Annotated in this window: 18 protein-coding genes; 9 read left to right on the top strand and 9 right to left on the bottom strand. The window is 64.7% G+C overall.

Going from position 1 to position 19,852, the window contains the following annotated elements; all coding sequences use genetic code 11:
• Positions 1-43: 43 nt before the first annotated feature.
• Both IVB48_RS24210 and IVB48_RS24205 read left to right on the top strand, forming a co-directional pair.
• Positions 44-919: a dihydrodipicolinate synthase family protein gene (locus IVB48_RS24210; protein WP_247403647.1), complete on the top strand. Its 876-nt coding sequence runs from the start codon at positions 44-46 to the stop codon at positions 917-919.
• A 144-nt stretch (positions 920-1,063) separates the two neighbouring features.
• Positions 1,064-3,385 (top strand): xanthine dehydrogenase family protein molybdopterin-binding subunit, encoded by a 2,322-nt coding sequence (locus tag IVB48_RS24205; protein WP_247403645.1) that lies wholly within the window; start codon positions 1,064-1,066, stop codon positions 3,383-3,385.
• Positions 3,386-3,599: 214 nt separating this feature from the next.
• Here the strand turns inward: IVB48_RS24205 and IVB48_RS24200 are convergent, their stop codons facing one another.
• Genes IVB48_RS24200 through IVB48_RS24190 form a run of 3 tightly spaced genes read right to left on the bottom strand, consistent with a single transcriptional unit; the run spans position 3,600 to position 6,820 of the window.
• On the bottom strand, positions 3,600-4,796 hold the full coding sequence (locus IVB48_RS24200; protein ID WP_247403643.1) for an acyl-CoA dehydrogenase family protein: 1,197 nt from the start codon (positions 4,794-4,796) through the stop codon (positions 3,600-3,602).
• Positions 4,797-4,811: 15 nt separating this feature from the next.
• The gene (locus IVB48_RS24195) at positions 4,812-5,960 is read right to left on the bottom strand and encodes an acyl-CoA dehydrogenase (RefSeq protein WP_247403641.1); all 1,149 of its coding nucleotides are present in this window, start codon (positions 5,958-5,960) and stop codon (positions 4,812-4,814) included.
• Positions 5,961-5,965: 5 nt separating this feature from the next.
• A complete protein-coding gene (locus tag IVB48_RS24190; RefSeq protein ID WP_247403639.1) occupies positions 5,966-6,820 on the bottom strand; it encodes an enoyl-CoA hydratase in 855 nt (284 codons plus the stop codon).
• 184 nt (positions 6,821-7,004) lie between these two features.
• Between IVB48_RS24190 and IVB48_RS24185 the strand changes: the two genes are divergently transcribed.
• The 3 genes from IVB48_RS24185 (at position 7,005) to IVB48_RS24175 (ending at position 9,131) form a co-directional block, all read left to right on the top strand.
• Positions 7,005-7,607 (top strand): LemA family protein, encoded by a 603-nt coding sequence (locus IVB48_RS24185; protein ID WP_027565244.1) that lies wholly within the window; start codon positions 7,005-7,007, stop codon positions 7,605-7,607.
• Positions 7,608-7,739: 132 nt separating this feature from the next.
• Positions 7,740-8,630: a YgcG family protein gene (locus IVB48_RS24180; RefSeq protein WP_247403637.1), complete on the top strand. Its 891-nt coding sequence runs from the start codon at positions 7,740-7,742 to the stop codon at positions 8,628-8,630.
• 3 nt (positions 8,631-8,633) lie between these two features.
• The gene (locus tag IVB48_RS24175) at positions 8,634-9,131 is read left to right on the top strand and encodes a TPM domain-containing protein (RefSeq protein WP_247403634.1); all 498 of its coding nucleotides are present in this window, start codon (positions 8,634-8,636) and stop codon (positions 9,129-9,131) included.
• A gap of 157 nt (positions 9,132-9,288) precedes the next feature.
• Here IVB48_RS24175 and IVB48_RS24170 read toward each other — a convergent pair whose 3' ends face one another.
• Together IVB48_RS24170 and IVB48_RS24165 are read right to left on the bottom strand one after the other, a co-directional pair.
• Complete coding sequence (locus tag IVB48_RS24170) at positions 9,289-10,101, bottom strand: MBL fold metallo-hydrolase (RefSeq protein ID WP_247282469.1); 813 nt, start codon at positions 10,099-10,101, stop codon at positions 9,289-9,291.
• The gene (locus IVB48_RS24165; protein ID WP_027520234.1) at positions 10,098-10,469 is read right to left on the bottom strand and encodes a Crp/Fnr family transcriptional regulator; all 372 of its coding nucleotides are present in this window, start codon (positions 10,467-10,469) and stop codon (positions 10,098-10,100) included. The genes IVB48_RS24170 and IVB48_RS24165 overlap by 4 nt, the downstream gene beginning before the upstream one ends.
• Before the next feature lie 289 nt (positions 10,470-10,758).
• On the opposite strand from IVB48_RS24165, the gene IVB48_RS24160 reads away from it, so the two are divergent.
• The 3 genes from IVB48_RS24160 to IVB48_RS24150 all read left to right on the top strand — a co-directional run bounded on the left by IVB48_RS24160 (position 10,759) and on the right by IVB48_RS24150 (position 13,663).
• Entirely contained in the window at positions 10,759-11,754 is a 996-nt protein-coding gene (locus IVB48_RS24160) for a hypothetical protein (RefSeq protein WP_247404358.1), read from the top strand.
• A 94-nt stretch (positions 11,755-11,848) separates the two neighbouring features.
• Positions 11,849-13,399: a hypothetical protein gene (locus IVB48_RS24155; protein ID WP_247403631.1), complete on the top strand. Its 1,551-nt coding sequence runs from the start codon at positions 11,849-11,851 to the stop codon at positions 13,397-13,399.
• 99 nt (positions 13,400-13,498) lie between these two features.
• Positions 13,499-13,663 (top strand): hypothetical protein, encoded by a 165-nt coding sequence (locus IVB48_RS24150; protein WP_197031092.1) that lies wholly within the window; start codon positions 13,499-13,501, stop codon positions 13,661-13,663.
• Between the two features lie 9 nt (positions 13,664-13,672).
• On the opposite strand, the gene IVB48_RS24145 is transcribed toward IVB48_RS24150, so the two are convergent.
• The 3 genes from IVB48_RS24145 to putA all read right to left on the bottom strand — a co-directional run bounded on the left by IVB48_RS24145 (position 13,673) and on the right by putA (position 18,802).
• Positions 13,673-14,320, bottom strand: coding sequence for a glutathione S-transferase family protein (locus tag IVB48_RS24145; protein WP_247403628.1), 648 nt, complete (start codon positions 14,318-14,320; stop codon positions 13,673-13,675).
• A gap of 150 nt (positions 14,321-14,470) precedes the next feature.
• On the bottom strand, positions 14,471-15,676 hold the full coding sequence (locus tag IVB48_RS24140) for a CoA transferase (RefSeq protein ID WP_247403625.1): 1,206 nt from the start codon (positions 15,674-15,676) through the stop codon (positions 14,471-14,473).
• A gap of 114 nt (positions 15,677-15,790) precedes the next feature.
• The gene (gene putA / locus IVB48_RS24135; protein WP_247403623.1) at positions 15,791-18,802 is read right to left on the bottom strand and encodes a bifunctional proline dehydrogenase/L-glutamate gamma-semialdehyde dehydrogenase PutA; all 3,012 of its coding nucleotides are present in this window, start codon (positions 18,800-18,802) and stop codon (positions 15,791-15,793) included.
• A 114-nt stretch (positions 18,803-18,916) separates the two neighbouring features.
• Between putA and IVB48_RS24130 the strand changes: the two genes are divergently transcribed.
• A complete protein-coding gene (locus tag IVB48_RS24130; RefSeq protein WP_007596520.1) occupies positions 18,917-19,378 on the top strand; it encodes an Lrp/AsnC ligand binding domain-containing protein in 462 nt (153 codons plus the stop codon).
• A gap of 171 nt (positions 19,379-19,549) precedes the next feature.
• Here IVB48_RS24130 and IVB48_RS24125 read toward each other — a convergent pair whose 3' ends face one another.
• The gene (locus tag IVB48_RS24125; RefSeq protein WP_007596519.1) at positions 19,550-19,750 is read right to left on the bottom strand and encodes a cold shock domain-containing protein; all 201 of its coding nucleotides are present in this window, start codon (positions 19,748-19,750) and stop codon (positions 19,550-19,552) included.
• Between the last annotated feature and the right edge of the window lie 102 nt (positions 19,751-19,852).

Raw genomic sequence — 19,852 nt, 5'->3', positions numbered from 1 at the left:
GCTAAGACCCGTCAGGTGCAAATCAGTCTCCGGGTCCCCTGACATGCCCGATTTTCGCGGTGTCTTCCCCTATCTCGTATCGCCCGTCGATGCCGACGGCGCGGTGCGGAAGAACGTCCTCGCAAAGCTCTGCGACGATCTGATCGGCGCCGGCGTCCATGGTCTGACCCCGCTCGGGTCGACCGGCGAGTTCGCCTATCTCAACGCCGCCCAACGCACCGCGGTGGTGCAGGCCACGATCGAAGCGGCAAAGGGACGTGTGCCTGTGGTTGCGGGCGTTGCCTCCACCTCGACGGCTGACGCGGTGGCGCAGGCGATAGCGTATCAGAAGCTCGGCGCCGACGGCATTCTGGCGATCCTGGAAGCGTATTTCCCGCTCGCCGACGCTCAAATCGAATCCTATTTCCGCGCCATCGCCGATGCCGTGGACATCCCGGTCGTCATCTACACCAATCCCCAATTCCAGCGCTCTGATCTCACCCTCGACGTCATCGCGCGCCTCGCCGAACATCGGCGCATCGGCTACATCAAGGACGCCTCGACCAACACCGGCCGGCTGCTCTCGATTATGAACCGCTGCGGCGATGCCTTGCGGGTGTTCTCGGCCTCCGCCCACATCCCGGCTGCCGTGATGCTGATCGGCGGGCTCGGCTGGATGGCGGGGCCCGCCTGCATCATCCCGCGCCAGAGCGTCGCGCTCTACGACCTCTGCAAGGCCGGTCGCTGGGACGAGGCGATGGCGCTCCAGCGCAGGCTATGGCGCATCAACGAGGCTTTTGCCCGCTTCAACCTGGCGGCTTGCATCAAGGCCGGATTGGCCTTCCAGGGCTACGACGTCGGCGATCCCGTCCCGCCGCAGGCCGCACTCACCGCCGATGCGCGCAAGATCGTGGAAGCGGCCCTGCGGGAGTTAGGCTAGGCGTCCATAGGACGGCTTCGCTTCCGCTCGCCTATGCCCCGGCATGACGAAATCGTGGATATACCGCCCAAAACCGCGGCTGGCCTCGCATGCCTCGATCCGCTAAAAGGCGGCCGCATTTGAGAGATTAAGGGACCCCACGGAATGAACATTCTTCCCGGCAATTTGCGTTTCGGAGCGGGGCAACCCGTCAAGCGTTTGGAAGACCAGCGGCTGCTCACCGGGAAGGGGCAGTTCATCGACGACAAGCCGGAAGATGGCGCGCTGTGGCTGTACCTGCTGCGCTCGCCGCATGCCCACGCGAAGATCGTCTCGATCGACACCGGCGCCGCCACTGCGATGCCCGGCGTGACCGCGGTCTACACCGGCGCCGACCTCATCAAGGACGACATCGGCGTCATCCCGACCTTGAGCATCTTCAAGCGCCCCGACGGCAAGCCGATGACGGTGCCGCCACGCCGCCTGCTGGCGCACGAAATCGTGCGCTATGCCGGCGAGGCCGTGGCCGCCGTAGTGGCCTCCTCGCGTGCCGACGCGCAGAGCGCAGCTGAAGCGATCGTGGTCGAATATGACGTGCAGCCGGCGGTGGTCGATCCCGTCGAGGCGGTCAAGCCCGGCGCGCCATTGGTGTGGCCGGAGGCGCCCGACAACGTCGTCGGCGCGATGGCTTACGGCGATGCCGCCAAGGTGGACGAAGCTTTTGCCAGGGCGGCGCATACCGTCGAGCTCGATCTCGTCAGCCAGCGCCTGGTGCCGTCAGCCATGGAGCCGCGCTCGACCATTGCCGAGATCGACAAGAAATCCGGCCGCCTCCTGCTGCATGTGCAGTCGCAGACGCCTGCCTCGACTCGCGACGTGCTGGCCGAGGCCGTACTGAAGCGTCCGAAGGACAGCGTTCGCGTGCTGGTCGGCGATATCGGCGGCGGCTTTGGCCAGAAGACCAACCTCTATCCCGAAGACGGTATCGTCGCCTATGCCGCAACCAAGCTGAACAAAAAAATCCGCTGGCGCGGGGACCGCACCGACGAATTCGTCAGCGGCACCCATGGCCGCGATCTGACTTCGACCGCTTCCTTCGCACTCGACGAGAAAGGCAAGGTGCTGGCTTATCGCGTCAGCTCGATCGGCTGTACCGGCGCGTATTCCTCGGGCGCGGCCAACATCATTCCGCTGGTGCTGGGGCCGTTCGTGCAGACCGGCGTCTACGATTTGCCGCTGGTGCATTTCGAGGTGAAGTCGGTGATGACTCACACGGCGCCGGTCGGTGCCTATCGCGGTGCGGGCCGGCCCGAGGCCGTGTTCATCGTCGAGCGCCTGTTCGACGCGGCCGCGCGGAAAATCGGCATGGATCCACGCGCGATCCGCAAGGCGAATTACATCAAGCCGGCACAGCTGCCATATACCAATGCTGCCGGCCAGGTTTACGATTCCGGCGCCTTCGCGCACATGCTCGACCGTGCCGTGAAGCTCGCCGACTGGGACGGCTTTGCCGCGCGCAAGAAGGCGGCGAAGAAGAAGGGCCTGCTCTACGGCCGCGGGCTCACCTCCTATATCGAATGGACCGGCGGCCGCGCTCACACCGAGAAGGTCAGCCTGCACGCGACGTCGGAAGGTCGCGTCGTGCTGCATTCCGGGACCATGGCGATGGGGCAGGGGTTGCAGACCACCTACACTCAGATGATCTCCGACACGCTCGGCATTGCCATGGACAAGATCGACGTGGTCCAGGGCGACACCGATCTGGCGACGGGCTTTGGCAGCGTCGGCTCGCGGTCGCTGTTCGTCGGCGGCACGGCGGTCGCGGTCTCCTCCAACGATCTGATCCAGAAGGCGCGCGAGAAGGCGGCGAACGTGCTGGAGACCTCGATCGAAGACATCGAGTACCAGGGCGGCATGCTCACCGTGGTCGGCACCGACCGCCGCATCAGCCTGTTCGATATTGCAGAGAAGGAGAGCGGCGCAAAACTCAGCGTCGATTCCGAAGGCGAGGTCGATGGTCCGAGCTGGCCGAACGGCACGCATATCTGCGAGGTCGAGATCGATCCGGAGACCGGCGTCTCCAAGGTCGTGCGCTACACGACCGTCGACGACGTCGGTGTCGCCGTGAACCCGATGCTGGTCACCGGCCAGATCCATGGGGGTGTCGCACAAGGCATCGGCCAGGCGCTGTATGAGGGCGTGTCCTATGATGCCGACGGACAGCTGCTCACCGCAAGCTACCAGGACTACTGCATCCCGCGCGCCGACGACGTTCCGCCGATCGTGGTGACGCTCGATGATTCCGCGCCCTGCCGCACCAATCCGCTCGGCGCCAAGGGCTGCGGCGAATCCGGCGCCATTGGCGGCCCCCCCTGCGTCACCAATGGCGTGATGGATGCGCTCGCCGAGCTCGGCATCACCCAGCTCAACACGCCCTTGACGCCGCAGAAGATCTGGCAGGCGATCAAGGACGCGAAGGTGGGGTAGGTGTAGCCCGCGCTGTGGCGGCGATTTCCGCCGTCGTCCCGGCCTAGTGCGCCATTGCGCACGGGGGGCCGGGACCCATAGCCACCGAGTCTAATTTGGCGACGGCTGGTGGTTACCAGCTACGCACGCCAACTTCGTCACGGCGTATGGGTCCCGGCCTTCGCCGGGACGACATTGAGTTTGTGATGCGTGCGTTGCCAAATTGCTCGCCGGTTCAAATCCCCAACATCATCTTCGCAATAATATCGCGCTGGATCTCCGAGGTGCCGCCGAAGATCGTGTAGGCGCGTCCGTTGAGATATTCCGGCACCACCGTCAGCATCTCCTCCGGCATCGCCGGCTCATGGTTGAGCCTGTAGAGCGGGCGCATCGGCTCGACCGCGAGGGCGTCATGGCCGATCACGTCGGCGCCGAGCCGGGTCACGGCCTGCCGGATCTCGCTGTTGCGCAGCTTCAGGATCGACGACACCGCGCCGGGATTCTGTCCGGTCTGCAGCGCCGACAGCACGCGCAGCTCGGTCATCTCCAGCGCGTCGATGTCAACCTCGACCTCGGAGATGCGCGTCGCGATATCAGGACTGTCGATCGCGCGGCCCGTCAAGTCGGACTCGGCGAGACCCGCGATCGCCTTCAGCCCTTCGCGCAATTTTGCCGACGCAATGCCGGAGCCGCGCTCGAACTCGAGCAGATACTTGCCGTAGGTCCAGCCCTTGCCTTCCTCGCCGACGCGGTTCGCCACGGGAACGCGCACGTCGTCGAAGAATACCTGGTTGACCTCGTGGTCGCCGCCGATGGTGAGGATCGGGCGCGTCGTGATGCCCGGCGTCTTCATGTCGATCAGGATGAAGCTGATGCCGTCCTGCTGCCGCGGGCCGTCGCTGGTGCGCACCAGCGCGAACATGCGGTTGGCGTGATGGGCATGCGTGGTCCAGATCTTGGTGCCGTTGATGATGTAGTCGTCGCCGTCGCGCACCGCGCGCGTCTTCAGCGAGGAGAGATCGGAGCCGGAGCCCGGCTCGGAATAGCCCTGGCACCAATAATCCTCGCCGGACAGAATGCGCGGCAGGTAGAAGTTCTTCTGCTCCGCCGAGCCGAAGCCGATGATGACGGGGCCGACCATCTTCACGCCCATCACGTTGACATTGGGCACGCCGGCCCGCGCGCTTTCGGTCTCGAAGATCCAGCGCTGCGCCGGCGTCCAGTCGGGACCGCCATGCTCGACCGGCCAGCCCGGCGCGCCCCAGCCTTGCTTGTGCAGCGTGCGCTGCCAGGCCATGCCGATATCGGGGTCGGAGAACACCGACGGCGTCAGCGCGGTCGCGCGCTTCATCTCCTCGGTGAGATTCTTGGCAATGAAGCCGCGCACCTCGTCCTGGAAGGCGCGCTCCTCGGCATTGAACGACAGGTCCATGATGCGCTCCTTGTGTCAGGCCGGCACGGTGCCGCGGCCAAGCAGGGCGTGGCGGCCATAGTGGTGCGCGCTGCCGCCGAACAACGTGTCGAACGCGACCAGCCGCTTGAAATAAGCGCCGACCTCGAGCTCCTCGGTGACGCCCATGCCGCCGTGAAGCTGGATCGAATGCTCGCCGACGAAACGCGCGGATCTGCCGATCTTCGCCTTCGCGCCCGACGCCGCCCGCGCGCGCTCGACCGGATCGGCGTCGACCTTCAGCGCGGCGCGCAGCGCCATCGAACGCGCTTCGTCGACCTGCACCGCCATGTCGGCGAGGCGGTGGCGGATCACCTGATTGGCCGAGAGCGGCCGGCCGAATTGCTTTCGGATCTTTGTGTACTCCAGCGTGGTGTCCAGCAGCACCTGCATGATGCCGACGGCCTCGGCGCTAAGCGCAGCCATGGCGCGGTCAACAGCCCATTCGATGGCCGGCAGCGCGTCGTGCCCGTTGCCGAGCAAGGCATCCTCCGGCAGTTGCGCATCCGACACCTCGATGTTGCAGGCGCGCCCGCCGCCGAGCCGCTCGTAGTCGGAGATCGCGACACTCGGAGTCGTCGCCGGCAGCAGGAACAGGCCGATGCGGCCGGAGGGGCCCTGATGATCATGGATATGCGCGGAGACGATGATCTCGTCGGCGGCGTGGCCGTCGAGCACGGCAATCTTGCTGCCGGCCAGGCGCCAGCCTTGCGCCGTCTTGTGGGCGGTGGTTGCGACCTTGGCAAGATCGAACCGCGCCGCGCGCTCGGAATGCGCGAGCGCAAGCTTCAACGATCCCTCCGCGATCTTCGGCAGGATTGCCTGCTTCTGCGCCGTGCTGCCGCACCGCTCGATCAACGCAGCGCCAAGCACGACCGTCGCGATATACGGCTCCGACACCAGCCCGCGACCGAAGGCTTCCATCAGAATGCCGATCTCGACCGCGCTGCCGCCGAGCCCGCCAAACTCTTCCGCAATCGGCAGCGCCAGCCAGCCCAGTTCTGCGAATTGTTTCCACACCGCCGGACTGAAGCCGAGCGGATCGTTCGCCATCTTGCGGCGGTGATCGGCATCGTAGCTTTCGGCCACGAAGCGCCCCGCGCTTTCGCGCAGCAGCCGTTGCTCGTCGGTGAGATTGAGATCCATCGTATCTACTCCGCGGCCGCCGGCGGCTTGCGCACGGAGGGGTGCAGGCCGGATGGATCGACTACCATGCCGAATTCCTGAAGATTATGCGCGTGACAGAGCTGATGCAGCGTAAAGGCCTGGTCGATTGCGGCCGGTTGGCCCATCACGTCAACCGAACGATTCACCGCCTCCTTGGTCAGCTTCAGCGCAAAGGACGGTTTTGACGCGATTTTGCGCGCCAGCGCCAGCACGGCGGATGACAGCTCTGCGCGCGGCACGACCCGGTTGACCATCCCGAGTTGATGCGCCTCCTGCGCGCTCCAGCTATCGGCCGTGAACAGAAATTCCTTGGCCTTGCGCGGGCCGAGCTCCCAGGGATGCACGAACCATTCGACGCCGCAGACACCCATGGTGACCACGGGATCGCAGAACTGCGCATCGTCGCTGGCGACGATGAGATCGCACGCCCAGGCCAGCATCAGGCCGCCGGCGATGCATTTGCCGTGCACCTCGGCAATGGTCGGCTTGGCGAGGTTGCGCCAGCGCCGCGTGATCTGGAGATAGATCTCCTGCTCGCGCGCGAAGCGGCCATGAGCGTTTGCTTCGGCGAAGCCGCCCCAATTTCCGATCGGCGGAAAATCCACGCCCGCTTCATTCTTGCTGCCGGGTCGCAGGTCATGGCCTGAGGAGAAGTGCGGACCATTGCCGGCCAGAATGATCACCTTGACCGCATCGTCCTGCACCGCCTGATCGAAGGCGGCGTTGAGATCGTAGGTCATTTGCAGGTTCTGCGCGTTGCGCGCGTCGGGCCGGTTCATCACGACCCGGGCAATCGCCGGCTCCGGCCTCTCCACGAGGATGGTCTCGAACGAGCTCATCGCGTTCCCCTGGCGTTCCCGACCTGGCATTATTGTTCCCTCAAGTTGACTATTACAGCCGGGATTAAGCAAGAGGCTTGCGTACATCGGCTGCTTTTCACAGGCCACGGCCGGGACGCAAGATGTCTGGCATCTCGCGCGCGCAATCTGGTAGCTTGCGCCCGATTCCACCGGGAGAAATTTGATGCGCAAGATCCTGACCGTGCTGGCGGCGCTGGCCTCGTTGAGCCTCACCAATTGCGGCTATAACGCGATCCAGAGCGAGGACGAGCAGATCAAGGCCAACTGGTCCGAGGTCGTGAACCAGTATCAGCGCCGCGCCGATCTCGTGCCCAACCTCGTCAACTCGGTGAAGGGTTTTGCGCAGCAGGAGAAGGACGTGCTGCTTGGCGTCACCAATGCTCGCGCCAAGGTCGGCAGCATCCAGGCGACGCCCGAGGTGCTGAACGATCCCGCCGCATTCCAGAAATTCCAGGCGGCCCAGGGCGAGCTCTCCGGCGCGCTGTCCCGGCTGCTCGTGGTCACCGAGAACTACCCGCAGCTCAAGTCGGACGCGCTGTTCAAGGATCTGATGTCGCAGCTCGAGGGCACCGAGAACCGCATCACGGTGGCGCGCAACCGCTACATCAAGGCGGTGCAGGACTATAACGTCACCATCCGTTCGTTCCCGAGCAATGTCACCGCGATGGTGTTCGGCTACAAGGAGAAGCCGAACTTCTCGGTCGCGAACGAGAAGGAAATCTCGACCGCACCGAAGGTCGATTTCAATCCGGCGCCATCGAAGTAAGTGCCTTCGACCCCGATGCATACCCCACCCACCACTGTCATTCCCCGCGAAAGCGGGAAATCCAGTACGCCGCGGCTTCACCATATCCCGCTGGCGTCTCTGGAATACTGGATCGCCCGGTCGAGCCGGGCGATGACAGCGAGTGTGTGGTGGCGTGTTGCCATCACGGTCGCGCTCCTGTTCACCTTTGCGCTTCCCGCCTCAGCCGATGTCGCCATACCCCAGCTCACCGGCCGCTTGGTCGATCAGACCGGCACGCTCTCCAGCGGCGACATCGCCGCGCTGTCGCAAAAGCTGCAGGACTTCGAGACCCGCAAAGGCAGCCAGCTCGTCGTCCTGATCGTGCCGACGACGGATCCGGAGACCATCGAGCAGTTCGCGATCCGCGTTGCGGAGGCCTGGAAGATCGGACGCAAGAAGGTCGACGACGGCGCCATCCTCGTGGTGGCCAAGAACGACCGGCACCTCCGCATTGAGGTCGGTTACGGCCTCGAGGGCTCGCTCACCGACGTCACGTCGCGGCGCATCATCGACGAAGCCATCACGCCGAAATTCAGGAGTGGCGATTTCGCCGGCGGCATCACGGCGGGCGTCGATCGCATGATCCGCGTCATCGATGGCGAGCCGCTGCCGACGCCCTCGCGGAGCGTGAATTTCGGCGATTGGAACGACATCGAGCCGCTCTTTTTCTTTCTGCTGTTCGGCCCGCTGGTCATCGGCGGTACCCTGCGCTCCATGTTCGGGCGGCTGTTCGGTTCGGGGATAACCGGAGCGATCGTTGGTGTCATCGCCTGGTTCGTGATCGGCTCTGCGATCATTGGACTAGGTGTCGGTTTGCTCGGCGCTGTTCTGACGTTTATTGCCGATCTGTTTGGGGCGGGATCGGGCACGGGATCCTCGCGTCGCGGCTCGTGGTCGAGCGGCTCGTCATCCGGCGGCTGGAGCAGCGGGTCGTCGTCGAGCGGCGGCTTCAGCGGCGGTGGCGGCAGCTTTGGCGGCGGCGGTGCTTCGGGGAGCTGGTAGGTCATGAGCATCAGGCGCATCACCCGGCATCTGCTCCAGCATCATTGGCGTGCCAAGCAGGTGTTTCCGAAAGACGTGCTCGACCGCATCGAGCAGGCGATCAAGCGTGGCGAAGCCATGCATTCCGGCCAGGTGCGGTTCGTGATCGAAGGCGCGCTCGATGGCGGCCCGCTGTTTCGCAATCAGCCGGCGCGCGAGCGGGCGCTCGACGTGTTCTCGCAGCTGCGCATCTGGGACACCGCACACAACAACGGCGTCCTGATCTATCTCCTGCTCGCCGACCGCGATGTCGAGATCATCGCCGATCGCGGTATCGATGCGAAGGTTGGCGCCGAGGGCTGGGAGAGCATCTGCCGCGCGATGGAGGCGGAGTTCAGGTCAGGGCAATTCGAGCGCGGCGTGATCGGCGGGATCGAGGCGGTGTCCCGCGAGCTGGCAAAGCATTTCCCGCCGCAGGGCCCGCATGCGAACGAGTTGCCGGATGCGCCGGTGGTGATGTAGTCCCGGCTGGTAACCCTACACTCCGTCATTGCGAGCGTAGCGAAGCAATCCAGACTGTCTCCTCCGTGGGACTCTGGATTGCTTCGCTGCGCTCGCAATGACGATGCTGAAGCGCCGTGCTTCTTCCGCAAAGAGTCACACGCAGCCGCCAGCCCACCTAATCATCCAGCTTGTTCAGATCCCGCACCGACTGCATGATCGGCTCGAAGTTCGAGCGCGCATCAAGCGCGTCGAACAGTTGCGCGGTGTCGTCCAGCAATCCATGCGACCTAGCAATCGCGATGCGGACGTCTTGCTGCGGTGTGTCCGACAGGCGCCCGTGCCCAGACAGCAGGATCTTCGAGTCCAGCCCCTTCAGCCGCTCCAGCGATTCGATGTAGTCGGCGATGCTTCCCGAGCCGAACACGCCGCCCATCACGCCGCCGGGCATGAGCGTATCGGCGGCGAACAACAGCCCCTTGTCCTGGTCGAACAGCGTGATGCAGGCCGAGGTGTGGCCGGGCGTGTGCATCACGTTGAGACGGAAATTGCCGAGGTCGATCAGATTGCCCTCCTCGAGCCAGATGTCGATATTAACAGGCACGTTCGGCTCGTTGAACATCTTTCGCAGCATCGAGAAGTCGTCGCGCAGCATGATCTTGTTGGCGGCGAGGCGATGGGCGGCGACGAAGGTGCGGCGCTCGTTGAAGTGCCAGGCCGCGCCGATATGGTCGAGATGCTCGTGGCTGAGCACCACCATGTCGATCTTCTCCGGCGGGCAGCCGACGAAGTTCAGGCATTCGACCATCGCCGCATAGTTCGAGGACAGCCCGGTATCGATCAGGATGGTCCGCGCCGAGCCGCGCACGAGATAGACATTGGCGGCGCGATTGGAGAAACGGATCTGGTAGACGTCGTCCGCCGCCTGGATCAGCGAGCAGGTGTCGTTCTTCATCAGGACCGGAAAGGCCGTCGGCTTGCCGTCGCTCATGATTGGGCCGCCCGGTAGCTGACCGCGTTGGCGGCGCGCAGGCGCTTCGACAGCGCATCCATCACCATCAGCGCAAACGCCGGCTGCTGGCTGACGAGATAGACGAAGCGGGCGTGGTTGACTCTCATCACCTTCGTGTTCGGCGCCGCCGCGATCGCGGTCGCCGAACGTGCGGAGCCGTCGATCACGGCCATCTCGCCGAAGAATTCGCCCTTGCCGAGTTTGATGATGCTGGTCTTGCTGGCGCCGCTGAACTTGGCGATCTCGACCTCCCCGTCGAGGACAACGTACAGCTCGCGGCCGGTCGAGCCTTCCTCGAAGATGATGTCATCGACGCCAAACTCGTTGATGCACTTCTCGATCGTCATGACACCCCCCAAGGGCCTCTGCAGCCGTTCTGGCTGACAGGCAGTCATGTTAGCGGGGTAACAGGGGCGGGCAAACAGCCTGTTCTGGCGGGAGCGTGCCCTACCGCAGGGCAGCATCGGCTGACGATTTGTTGCACGCCGTCACACCGGTTCCACTTTCCCGGCCCAATTCGGCCCCGGATGAGTTCCTAAAATTTTGGTAAGCGGGTCCGCAGGTAAGGAATTCGCAAGCAATGAAAGTTACCAAAAGGTCAACCGAGACTGGAGTATTTGAGCCGTGAGCGAACCAATGCCCGAGCAGGCCGCCCAGGATACTGGCGTCGTCGTAGCCGCAGCGACCGTGCCGCAGGCCATCGAGGCTGCTGCCGGCATCGAGGCCCCCTCGATTGCCCCCGACCACGAGACGCCGCCGAAGCCTGATCCGGTCAAGCCCGATCCAATCAAGGTCGAGCCCCCAAAAATCGAGGCATCGAGGATCGAGACGCCGAAGTTCGAAACCAAAGCCGAGCCCAAGCCAGAAACCAGGTCCGAGCCAAAGCCCGGCAAGCTCATCGTCATGGCACCCGCGGAGCGGTCTTGGGGCGGCGAGGAGTTTGCGCCGCATGTGAAGGCGGACGAGCCGCGCGAGACCGGCGGCAAGCGCCGCCTGTCGGCGATGGCCGCGGTGGTGGCGATTGCGGCCAGTGTCGGCGCCATCAGCGGCGCGCTCGCGACCGCAGGGATGATGCACTTCGCAAGCCCCGCGCCGGCACAGGTCGCCGACACCAGCGCGCTGGAATCCTCGGTCGCCCGGATCGATGCCGATGTCGTCGCGCTCAAGGCCAATGTCGAGCACACCTCCAAGACCGGCCTCGGCCAGTTCAACCGGACCAACGACCGCCTCGACAAGCTCGAGAAGGCGCAAGCCGAGCCGATGGCCAAAATCGCGAAGCTGTCCGAGACCGTCGACAAGCTCCGTGCCACTCCGCCGGCGGCGCCCGCCCAGGCCGCAGCCGCCGTGCCGGCCCGTGAGACCACCGGCTCGATCGCTCCGGCCCAGGTTGCGACCGCAGCAGCTGCGCCGGCTCCCGCCGCACCCAAGACCGAGGTCGGCAGGCTGCCGACGGTCGAAGGCTGGGTGCTGCGCGACGTCTCCAACGGTGGTGCACTGGTCGAGGGCCGCGGTGGGCTCTACGAGGTTTATGCCGGTGACCCCATCCCAGGGGTTGGCCGTGTCGATGCGATCCGCCGCCAGGACGGCCGCTGGGTGGTCGTCACCAGCAAAGGGCTGATCGTCGCGCGCTGAGCCGCTCATCATCCGACTTTCGAAGAGGCGCTTCACCACCAGGTGAAGCGCCTTTTTGCTTGAATAGTCGTCCCGGCGCGGTGTTACCTGAGGCATGAGCCGCGCCTCGCGAATTCTCGTTGCTACTGCCGTATTTTTCGGCGGCATCGTGTCGTCATTGGCCGCGGAGAACGCGCAATTGGCGCGCGGCACGGCGATCACCGATCCCGATCTCCTGCGCGAGCTCGACGAGCACGACGCATTCACGATCTCGCGCCTGTTGTGGCCGGAGCGGAACGCGAACTTTCCCCTGACGACCGATCTGATGTTTTCGTGGCTGTCGCAGCTCAAGGAAATTCGCCCCGCAATCGACGCCGAGATCGACCGCTACGTCGCGCGGCAGAAGGCGGCGTATCCGACCGAGACCATCGGCGTCGGCGAGGGCTTCGACGTACAATTGTTCGATCGCGCCAATCTGAAATCCCGCGACACCCGTTTCGTGCTGGCCGGCATCGTCAACCGCATGGACCGGGCCTATGTCTCGGAAGACTCCTGCGGCGAGATCAGGCTGATCTATCGTCTCGCGCGTTTCGAGACCAAGCCGGATAGCGGCAGGACAGCCACGCGGCTGCCGATGACGCTCAATCTGGTGATGAAGGCGCGCGACGCGCGCCAGATGGACGGGAACGGCAAGCCGATCACCTGTGCCGAGGTCGCGCGACGCTGGCTCGGCAATGGCGACTGGCAGGGGCTGATCGGCGGCGACTTCTTCCCTTACGATGCGATGCTCGATCGCATCGAGACCAACGTTCAGATCTCGGTTGCAGCGAAATCGGCGCTGCACGATTTCCGCTCCGACTATCTGCTCAAGGTGTTCAAGTACGACGCCGTCTCGAAGACGTTCGCGGAATCGACGCTGGAGAACCAGATCGACCGCGACCGCATTCTCGCCGACAATGATCTCCGGCGCGACTTCAGGGATTGGCTGCTTGCGCCCGACCATCTTCGCGACTTCGATCGCGGGACGGTGCTGATCCCGGAGAAATTCCTGGCCAAGGCTGCAATCGTGCCGACGCCCGCCGGCCTCGATGCTTCTCCGTTGCAGCCGGAGTTCGGGATGATGCAAGGGGAGGGCAACGGAGAGGGACAAGGCGAGCCGGTCTTCTCCGACAACGACGTGGTTGGTGCGCTGAAGCAGGCTGCGGCGCGTGGCATCGATCTGCAGAACGTCCGCTCGGTCGCGGGCTTCCAGCGCCGCCTCAATGACGTCACCTGCGCCGGGTGCCACCAGACCCGCGGCATCGGCGGCTTTCATTTCCCCGGCGTCGATTGGCTCGCGGACAAGCCGTCCAATGCGACCATCGTGCCGGCTTCGCCGCATTTTCTTGGCGACCAGGTCCGCCGCCGCGACATCCTGACCGCGATGGCCGGAGGCAAACGTCCTGATTTCTCACGCGGATTTGCCAGCCGGCCGCAGACCCGCGGCAGCACTGAGCTGGCCGGGACCGAATATCAGGACGGCTGGGGCGCGCATTGTTCCCTGGAAAATGCGGGATCGGGATCGGCCGACCGGAGTTTTACGTCATGGAACTGTGCTAAAGGATTGACCTGTCAGGCTGCCGCGGCCTCGCGCCGCATCGGCATGTGCTTCATCAAGACGCGTTAGCGCGTGATCCGGACCCGGAGGGCCGCGCCAGCGCAAAGTGTGCAGCGGTTTTCCGAAGATCACGCGCAAGATAAAGCCCACAACCGGTTTGGATGACCCATGACGGACTCCAGCGAAGCCAACAAGGAGCGCAATCGCGAGATCGCGCAGAATGAAGAGGCCAAGCAGGTCACCGGCAGCATCCGCGTCAGCACCTGGGCTGTCACGGTCGTCGTCATCATCGGTGGAATCCTGTTCACGCTCGGCTGGCTGGCGCTGAAGTAGTCGGCGCGCTCACTTCGCGTAGTTCGTCATCCGCTTGCCGGGCAGCAGCTCGTAGGCCGGCTTCCACCTGGGCAGTGCCGCCATGCGGCCAAGCCAGGCGTGGATGGCGGGATAGCTTTCCGCGAAATCGAAGCCGTGCTCGTCGCTCGGATAGTGCAGATAGGCCATCATCGAGATGTCCGCGACGGTCGGCCTGGTGCCGATCGCGAATTCATTGTGCTGGAGATGGCCGTCGAGAATGCCGAGGAAGTCTTCGAGCCGCCTGCGAAAGTGTTTCAGCACCTGCGGATCGTTGCTTTGCGTGAAGGCGCGCATGAAGCGGTAGGTCGCCATGTAGCCGGTGAGCTTGTGGTTGTCCCAGAACAGCCAGCGCAGCAGCTCGAACTTTTCCTCCTCGGTCTCGGCACCGAAACGCCCGTACTGCTCGGCAAGCTTGAGCAGGAGAGGCGCGGTCTGCGTCATCTTCACACCGTCGACTTCGAGCACGGGAATCTCGCCCATCTCGTTCACGCTCTTGCGCCATTTCGGCGTGCGCGTGACGCCGCCGGCAAAGTCGGTCCAGACCGGCTCGAACCTCTCGCCGCAAAGCGTCAGCATCAGCGCCAGCTTGTAGCTGTTGCCGGATTCGGGGAAGTAGTGCAGGCGGTAGCTGGGCATGGGACCTCGCGATTACTTTGCCGACTATTATACCGCGATCTCCTGACATCGTCATTGCGAGCGTAGCGAAGCAATCCAGCAATGCGTCCGCGGCGGGATTCTGGATTGCTTCGCTGCGCTCGCAATGACGGGGTTGTGGCAGCGTATTGCCTACCCCACCGCCCCCTGCGACCGCAGCTGCTTGATCGCGGCCTCGTCGTATCCCGCGCCGCGCAAAATCTCGTCACTGTGCTCGCCGACGCCGGGCGGCTTGCGCGGCTGCACTTTCTTGGCGCCGTCGATCCAGATCGGGCTGGAGATGGTGAGCATGGTGTCGTTCTCGAACGGCACCAGCACCTCGTTGTCGAGCATCTGCTTGTCGTTCGGGATGTCGTCCAGGATGCCGACGATGCCGAACACCAGCCCGTTGCCGTCGAGGATCTTGCGCCATTCGGCGAGATCCCTGGTCGCGAAGGTCTCGTCAAAGATCTTGATCAGCTCGACGGAGCGGGCGTGGCGGTCGGGTTTGGTAGCGAAACGCGGATCGGTGATGAGGTCTTCGCGGCCGAGACACCTGGCCAGCGTCGGAAACTGCTTCTCCTCGCTCAGCAGCGACAGGATCAGCCAGCGACCGTCCTTGCACTGATAGTGGTTGGCGACCGCGTTCAACGCGCGTTCGCGCGGCCGCCGCTCGGCGAACTTGGCGCCGCAGAGCGTTGCCTGCGCCAGCACGCTCGCAGCCCACACGCCGTTTGCCATCAAATTGGAGGCGACATGCGAGCCCTTGCCGGTCTTCTCGCGCTGGTACAGCGCGGTGACGATGGCGCCGTAGAACGCCATGGCGCAGGGATGGTCGCCCATGCCGGCGACCGAGCGGGCCGGCGTCGTGTCGGTGTCGGCGCGGACGAGGTCCATCAGGCCGGAGCGTGCCCAATAGGCGTTGCTGTCGAAGCCGGGCTTGTTGGCCTCTTCGCCCTTTTCGCCATAGCCGGTGAAGGAGGCGTAGATCAGGCGATGATTGAGATGGGCGAGGTGGTCGTAGGTGATGCCGAGCTTGGTGCGCACCGGCGGCGGCATGTTGGTGATGAAGACGTCGGCCTCTTCCACGAGCTTGTAGAGCACGGCCTGCGCCTCCGGCTTTGCGAGGTCGAGCGCGATGCTCTTCTTGTTGCGGGCCTCCAGCAGCCAGGCGAAATTGTGCTCGCTGGTCGGATAGCCCGGAATGTTGGGCAGGTTGCGGTAGGGATCGCCGGCACCGGGCGGTTCGATCTTGACGACGTCGGCGCCGAAATCCGACAGCACGGTCGCGGCCGCTGGCGCTGCGATGAAGCTCGCGCAATCCAGCACCTTGAGCCCTGCAAAAATGCCCTTTTCCATCGCGGAATTGCTCCCTCGCTCGGGTTGTTTCCCGCGCGCTGGAATTGGCGAGGGCCACGTCACGGGCAGCATTAGACCGATGTTTCGGCGGGATGCAACGCTCCTCGCCGCGCCTCACTCATCCCCTGCGAGCAGGGCAGCGTTGCCGCCGGCTGCTGCGGTGTTGATCGTCACGGTCTGCTCGGTCGCAAAGCGCGCGAGGTAGTGCGGGCCGCCGGCTTTCGGGCCGGTTCCGGACAGGCCGTTGCCGCCGAACGGTTGCACGCCGACCACGGCGCCGATCATGTTGCGGTTGACGTAGATGTTGCCGATCTGGACGCGGTCGACGATCGCCTCGATGGTGTCGTCGATGCGGGAATGGATGCCGAGCGTCAGCCCGTAGCCGGTGCGCTCGATGGCTTGCAGGACGTGTTCGAGATTTTCGGCAGGGTAGCGCACGACGTGGAGGATCGGGCCGAACACCTCCTCGGTCAGCTGGCCGGCATCCCCAAGCTCGAAAATATGCGGCGCCACGAAGCAGCCCTTCGGCGCAGTGCCGGCAAAGTGCAGCCGCGCCTCTCTCTTCATTCGTGCGATATGCGCATCGAGGCGCTGCTTGGCGTCGCCATCGATCACCGGGCCGATATGAGTCGCGACGTCGCTGGGGTCGCCGATCTTCAACTCGCGCGCCGCGCCCGCGATCATCTCGATCATGCGGTCGGCGACGTCCTCCTGCACGAACAGCAGCCGCAGCGCCGAGCAGCGCTGGCCGGCGGAACGAAACGCCGAGGTGACGACATCGTCTGCGACCTGCTCCGGCAACGCAGTCGCATCCGCGATCATGGTGTTGATGCCGCCGGTCTCCGCGATCAGCGGCACGATTGGCCCGTCCTTGGCAGCCAGCGCTCGGTTGATGCTGCGCGCGACCTCGGTCGAGCCGGTGAAGACGATTCCGGCGATATCGGGGTGCGCGGCCAGCGCGGCGCCGGCGCGGCCGTCGCCGGCGACGAGGTGCAGCGCGGTTGCGGGGATGCCGGCCTCGTGCAGCAGCCGCACCGCCTCGACCGCGATGCGCGGGGTCTGCTCCGCGGGCTTGGCCACCACGCTGTTACCGGCCATCAGCGCGGCCGTGACCTGGCCGAGGAAGATCGCCAACGGAAAATTCCATGGCGAGATCGCGACGAAGACGCCGCGGCCGCGCATGGCCAGTGCATTGCTTTCGCCGGTCGGACCCGGCATCGCCACATCGTTGCCGAATAGCTTGCGGCCCTGCGCGGCATAATAGCGGCAGAAGTCGGTGGCCTCGCGCAGTTCCGACAGCGCATCGTCGAGCGTCTTGCCGCCCTCGCGTTGCAGCAGCGCGATAAAATGGGGCGCGCGGTTCTCCAGAAGATGCGCTGCCTGCTCCAGCGCCGCCGCGCGCGTGGCTGCGGGTGTCCGGCTCCAGGCGGCAAAGCCGGCGCGCGCTGCAGCCACTGCCGCATTGGCCTGATCCGGCCTTGCCTCAGTGACAGGTTTGAAGTCGATCGTCTCGGCCTTGACCTCGCTCAGCAACCGCTCGAGCGCGGCGCGCGCGCCGAATTCGACGCCGCGCGAATTGCGCCGTTCCGGCGCGAACAGATCGCCCGGCAGCGGAATTTTCGGATGGGACGCCTGCTGCGGCCGGACGACGGCATCCGCCGGGCGTTGCAACAGCGCCGTAACCGGCACGCGGTAATCGGACGCCTGTGCCACGAAGGAGGAGTTGGCTCCGTTCTCCAACAGTCGCCGCACCAGATAAGCGAGCAGGTCGCGATGGCTGCCGACCGGGGCGTAGGTGCGGTAGGCGATTTCGGGGTGATCCTTGGCGAGCTGCTCGTAGAGCGCCTCGCCCATGCCATGCAGGCGCTGAAATTCGAAGCCGCCGTTGACGCCGGCAAGCTCCAGCACGGTCGCGACGCTCAGCGCGTTGTGGGTGGCGAATTGCGGGAAGATCCGTGGCCGCAGACTCAACAGCTTTTGAGCGCAGGCGACGTAGTTCAGATCCGTCATCGCCTTGCGGGTGAACACGGGATAGCCGTCGAGCCCGCGCTCCTGCGCGCGCTTGATCTCGGTGTCCCAATAGGCGCCCTTGACCAGCCGCACCATCAGCTTGCGATGATGCGCGCGGGCGAGCGCATCGACATAGTCGATCACGTCGCCGGCGCGCTTCTGGTAAGCCTGAATCGCGAGGCCAAATCCGTCCCAACCGGCAAGCGAGGGATCGGCGAGCGTTGACGCGATCACGTCGAGCGACAATTCCAGCCGGTCGGCTTCCTCGGCATCGACGGTGAAGTTGAGATCATGGGCCTTGGCGCGCTGCGCCAGGTCCAGCAGTTGCGGCACCAGCTCGGCCATCACGCGGTCGCGGCTGATCGCCTCGAAGCGCGGATGCAGCGCCGAGAGCTTGACGGAGATGCCGGGCCGGTCGGGCAGGGGATGGTTGCCGGCCGCCTTGCCGATCGTCTCGATGGCACTGGCATAGGCGTCGAAATAGCGCCTGGCGTCGGTGGCGGTGCGGGCGCCTTCGCCGAGCATGTCGAAGGAATAGCGCGCCCTCTCGCCGGAGCGCGGCCGGGCTCGCTCCAGGGCCTGCGCGATGGTCTCCCCCAGCACGAAATGATTGGCCATCAGCCGCATCGCCTGGCGCGTGGCGGTGCGCACGGCCGGTGCGCCCAGCCGCTTCACCAGCCGGCCGATGGTGCCGCCGGGCGTCTCGCCGGGCTGGATCACCCGCGCCGAGAGGCCCAACGCCCAGGCCGAGGCGTTGACCAGGAACGCCGTGGATTTGGTCTCGTGGTGGATGAAGTCGCCCTCGCCGAGCTTGTCCTCGATGAACTGGTCGGCGGTGCGCGCGTCCGGCACGCGCAGCAGCGCCTCCGCCAGCACCATCAAAGCGAGGCCTTCCTTGGTCGAGAGCGCGAACTCCCGCAGCATGTCCTCTACCCCGCCAAGACCGCCGCCAAGCCGATCGTCGCGCTTGCGGATGGCTTCGATCAGCCGTGTCGCGGTGCGATCGATCCGCGCCTCCTGCGGCGGGCCGAGATGCGCAGACGGCAAAAGGCGCGCGGCGATATCGGCATCATCGGGCGTGTAGGTTGCGGAGAAGGGAGGCGGAATGTTCGGCATGGCGTGTCCTGTGGCTCCAATCCAGGATAATGCCGGCGTTACCTTAGCTCGATAGACAATTTAGCTGATCTGGCTTAGGAAATGAAGCCTCGCAACTATTTGGCCTCATAAAGCATGGAATTAGATCGAACAGACCGGAAGATCCTCTCGATTTTGCAGCAGGACGGGCGAATCGCCAATGTCGAGCTCGCGGAACGCATCGGGCTGTCGCCGACCTCGATTGGCGAACGGCTGAAGCGTTTGCAGCGAGAGGGCTTTATCGAGGGCTATGGGGCGCGGCTCAACCCGCACCGGCTCGGCCTTGGGCTCCTGGTGTTCGTCGAAGTGCTGCTCGACAAGACCACGCCTGATAATTTCGAGCGTTTTGCCCGCGCGGTGAAACTCGCGCCCGAGGTGCTGGAGTGTCACATGGTTGCCGGCGGCTTCGACTATCTTGTGAAGGCGCGGCTGGCAGACATGACCGCGTATCGGCGCTTCCTCGGCGAGACCTTGCTGTCGATGCCCGGCGTGCGCGAAACGCGAACCTATGCGGTGATGGAAGAGATCAAGCGCGACGCACCATTGCCGGTGGACTAACGAAGTGCTGTCGCGATTGTCATTGCTGTGGCGTTGAACGGGCGATCTTCGCGGGACAAATAGTTCTCCGTGTGCAATCGCAACGCCTGTCGTCGAATGCACTGACCGTCTTCTGAAATTTTCTTGGCCCGGCTCCCAGATCGATCCGGGAGTTAGCGAAAGCCGCCGGGCTTATACTTTGAGGTTCTCTGCGGAGCTTTTGCCTCGGTTTGCGATCTCTTCATATTCCACCGTCTGTCCTTCGTTCAGGGACGACAGACCGGCTTTCTGCACTGCCGAGATATGCACGAACACATCCTTGCCGCCCGACGCAGGCTGGATAAATCCATAACCCTTCGTCGGGTTGAACCACTTGACCGTACCTTTAGCCATCACGACTTCTCCGCGGGTCTTCCTCCGAGATCGCGAACCGCCAGTCCCCGCCAACCGGCCGGTTCGGTCCTAATACGATACGCGGAATGTGGCTGGCTTGGT

The sequence above is a fragment of the Bradyrhizobium sp. 76 genome, from assembly GCF_023073025.1.
Lineage (GTDB): Bacteria > Pseudomonadota > Alphaproteobacteria > Rhizobiales > Xanthobacteraceae > Bradyrhizobium.
This window is presented reverse-complemented; position numbering and strand designations above follow the sequence as displayed.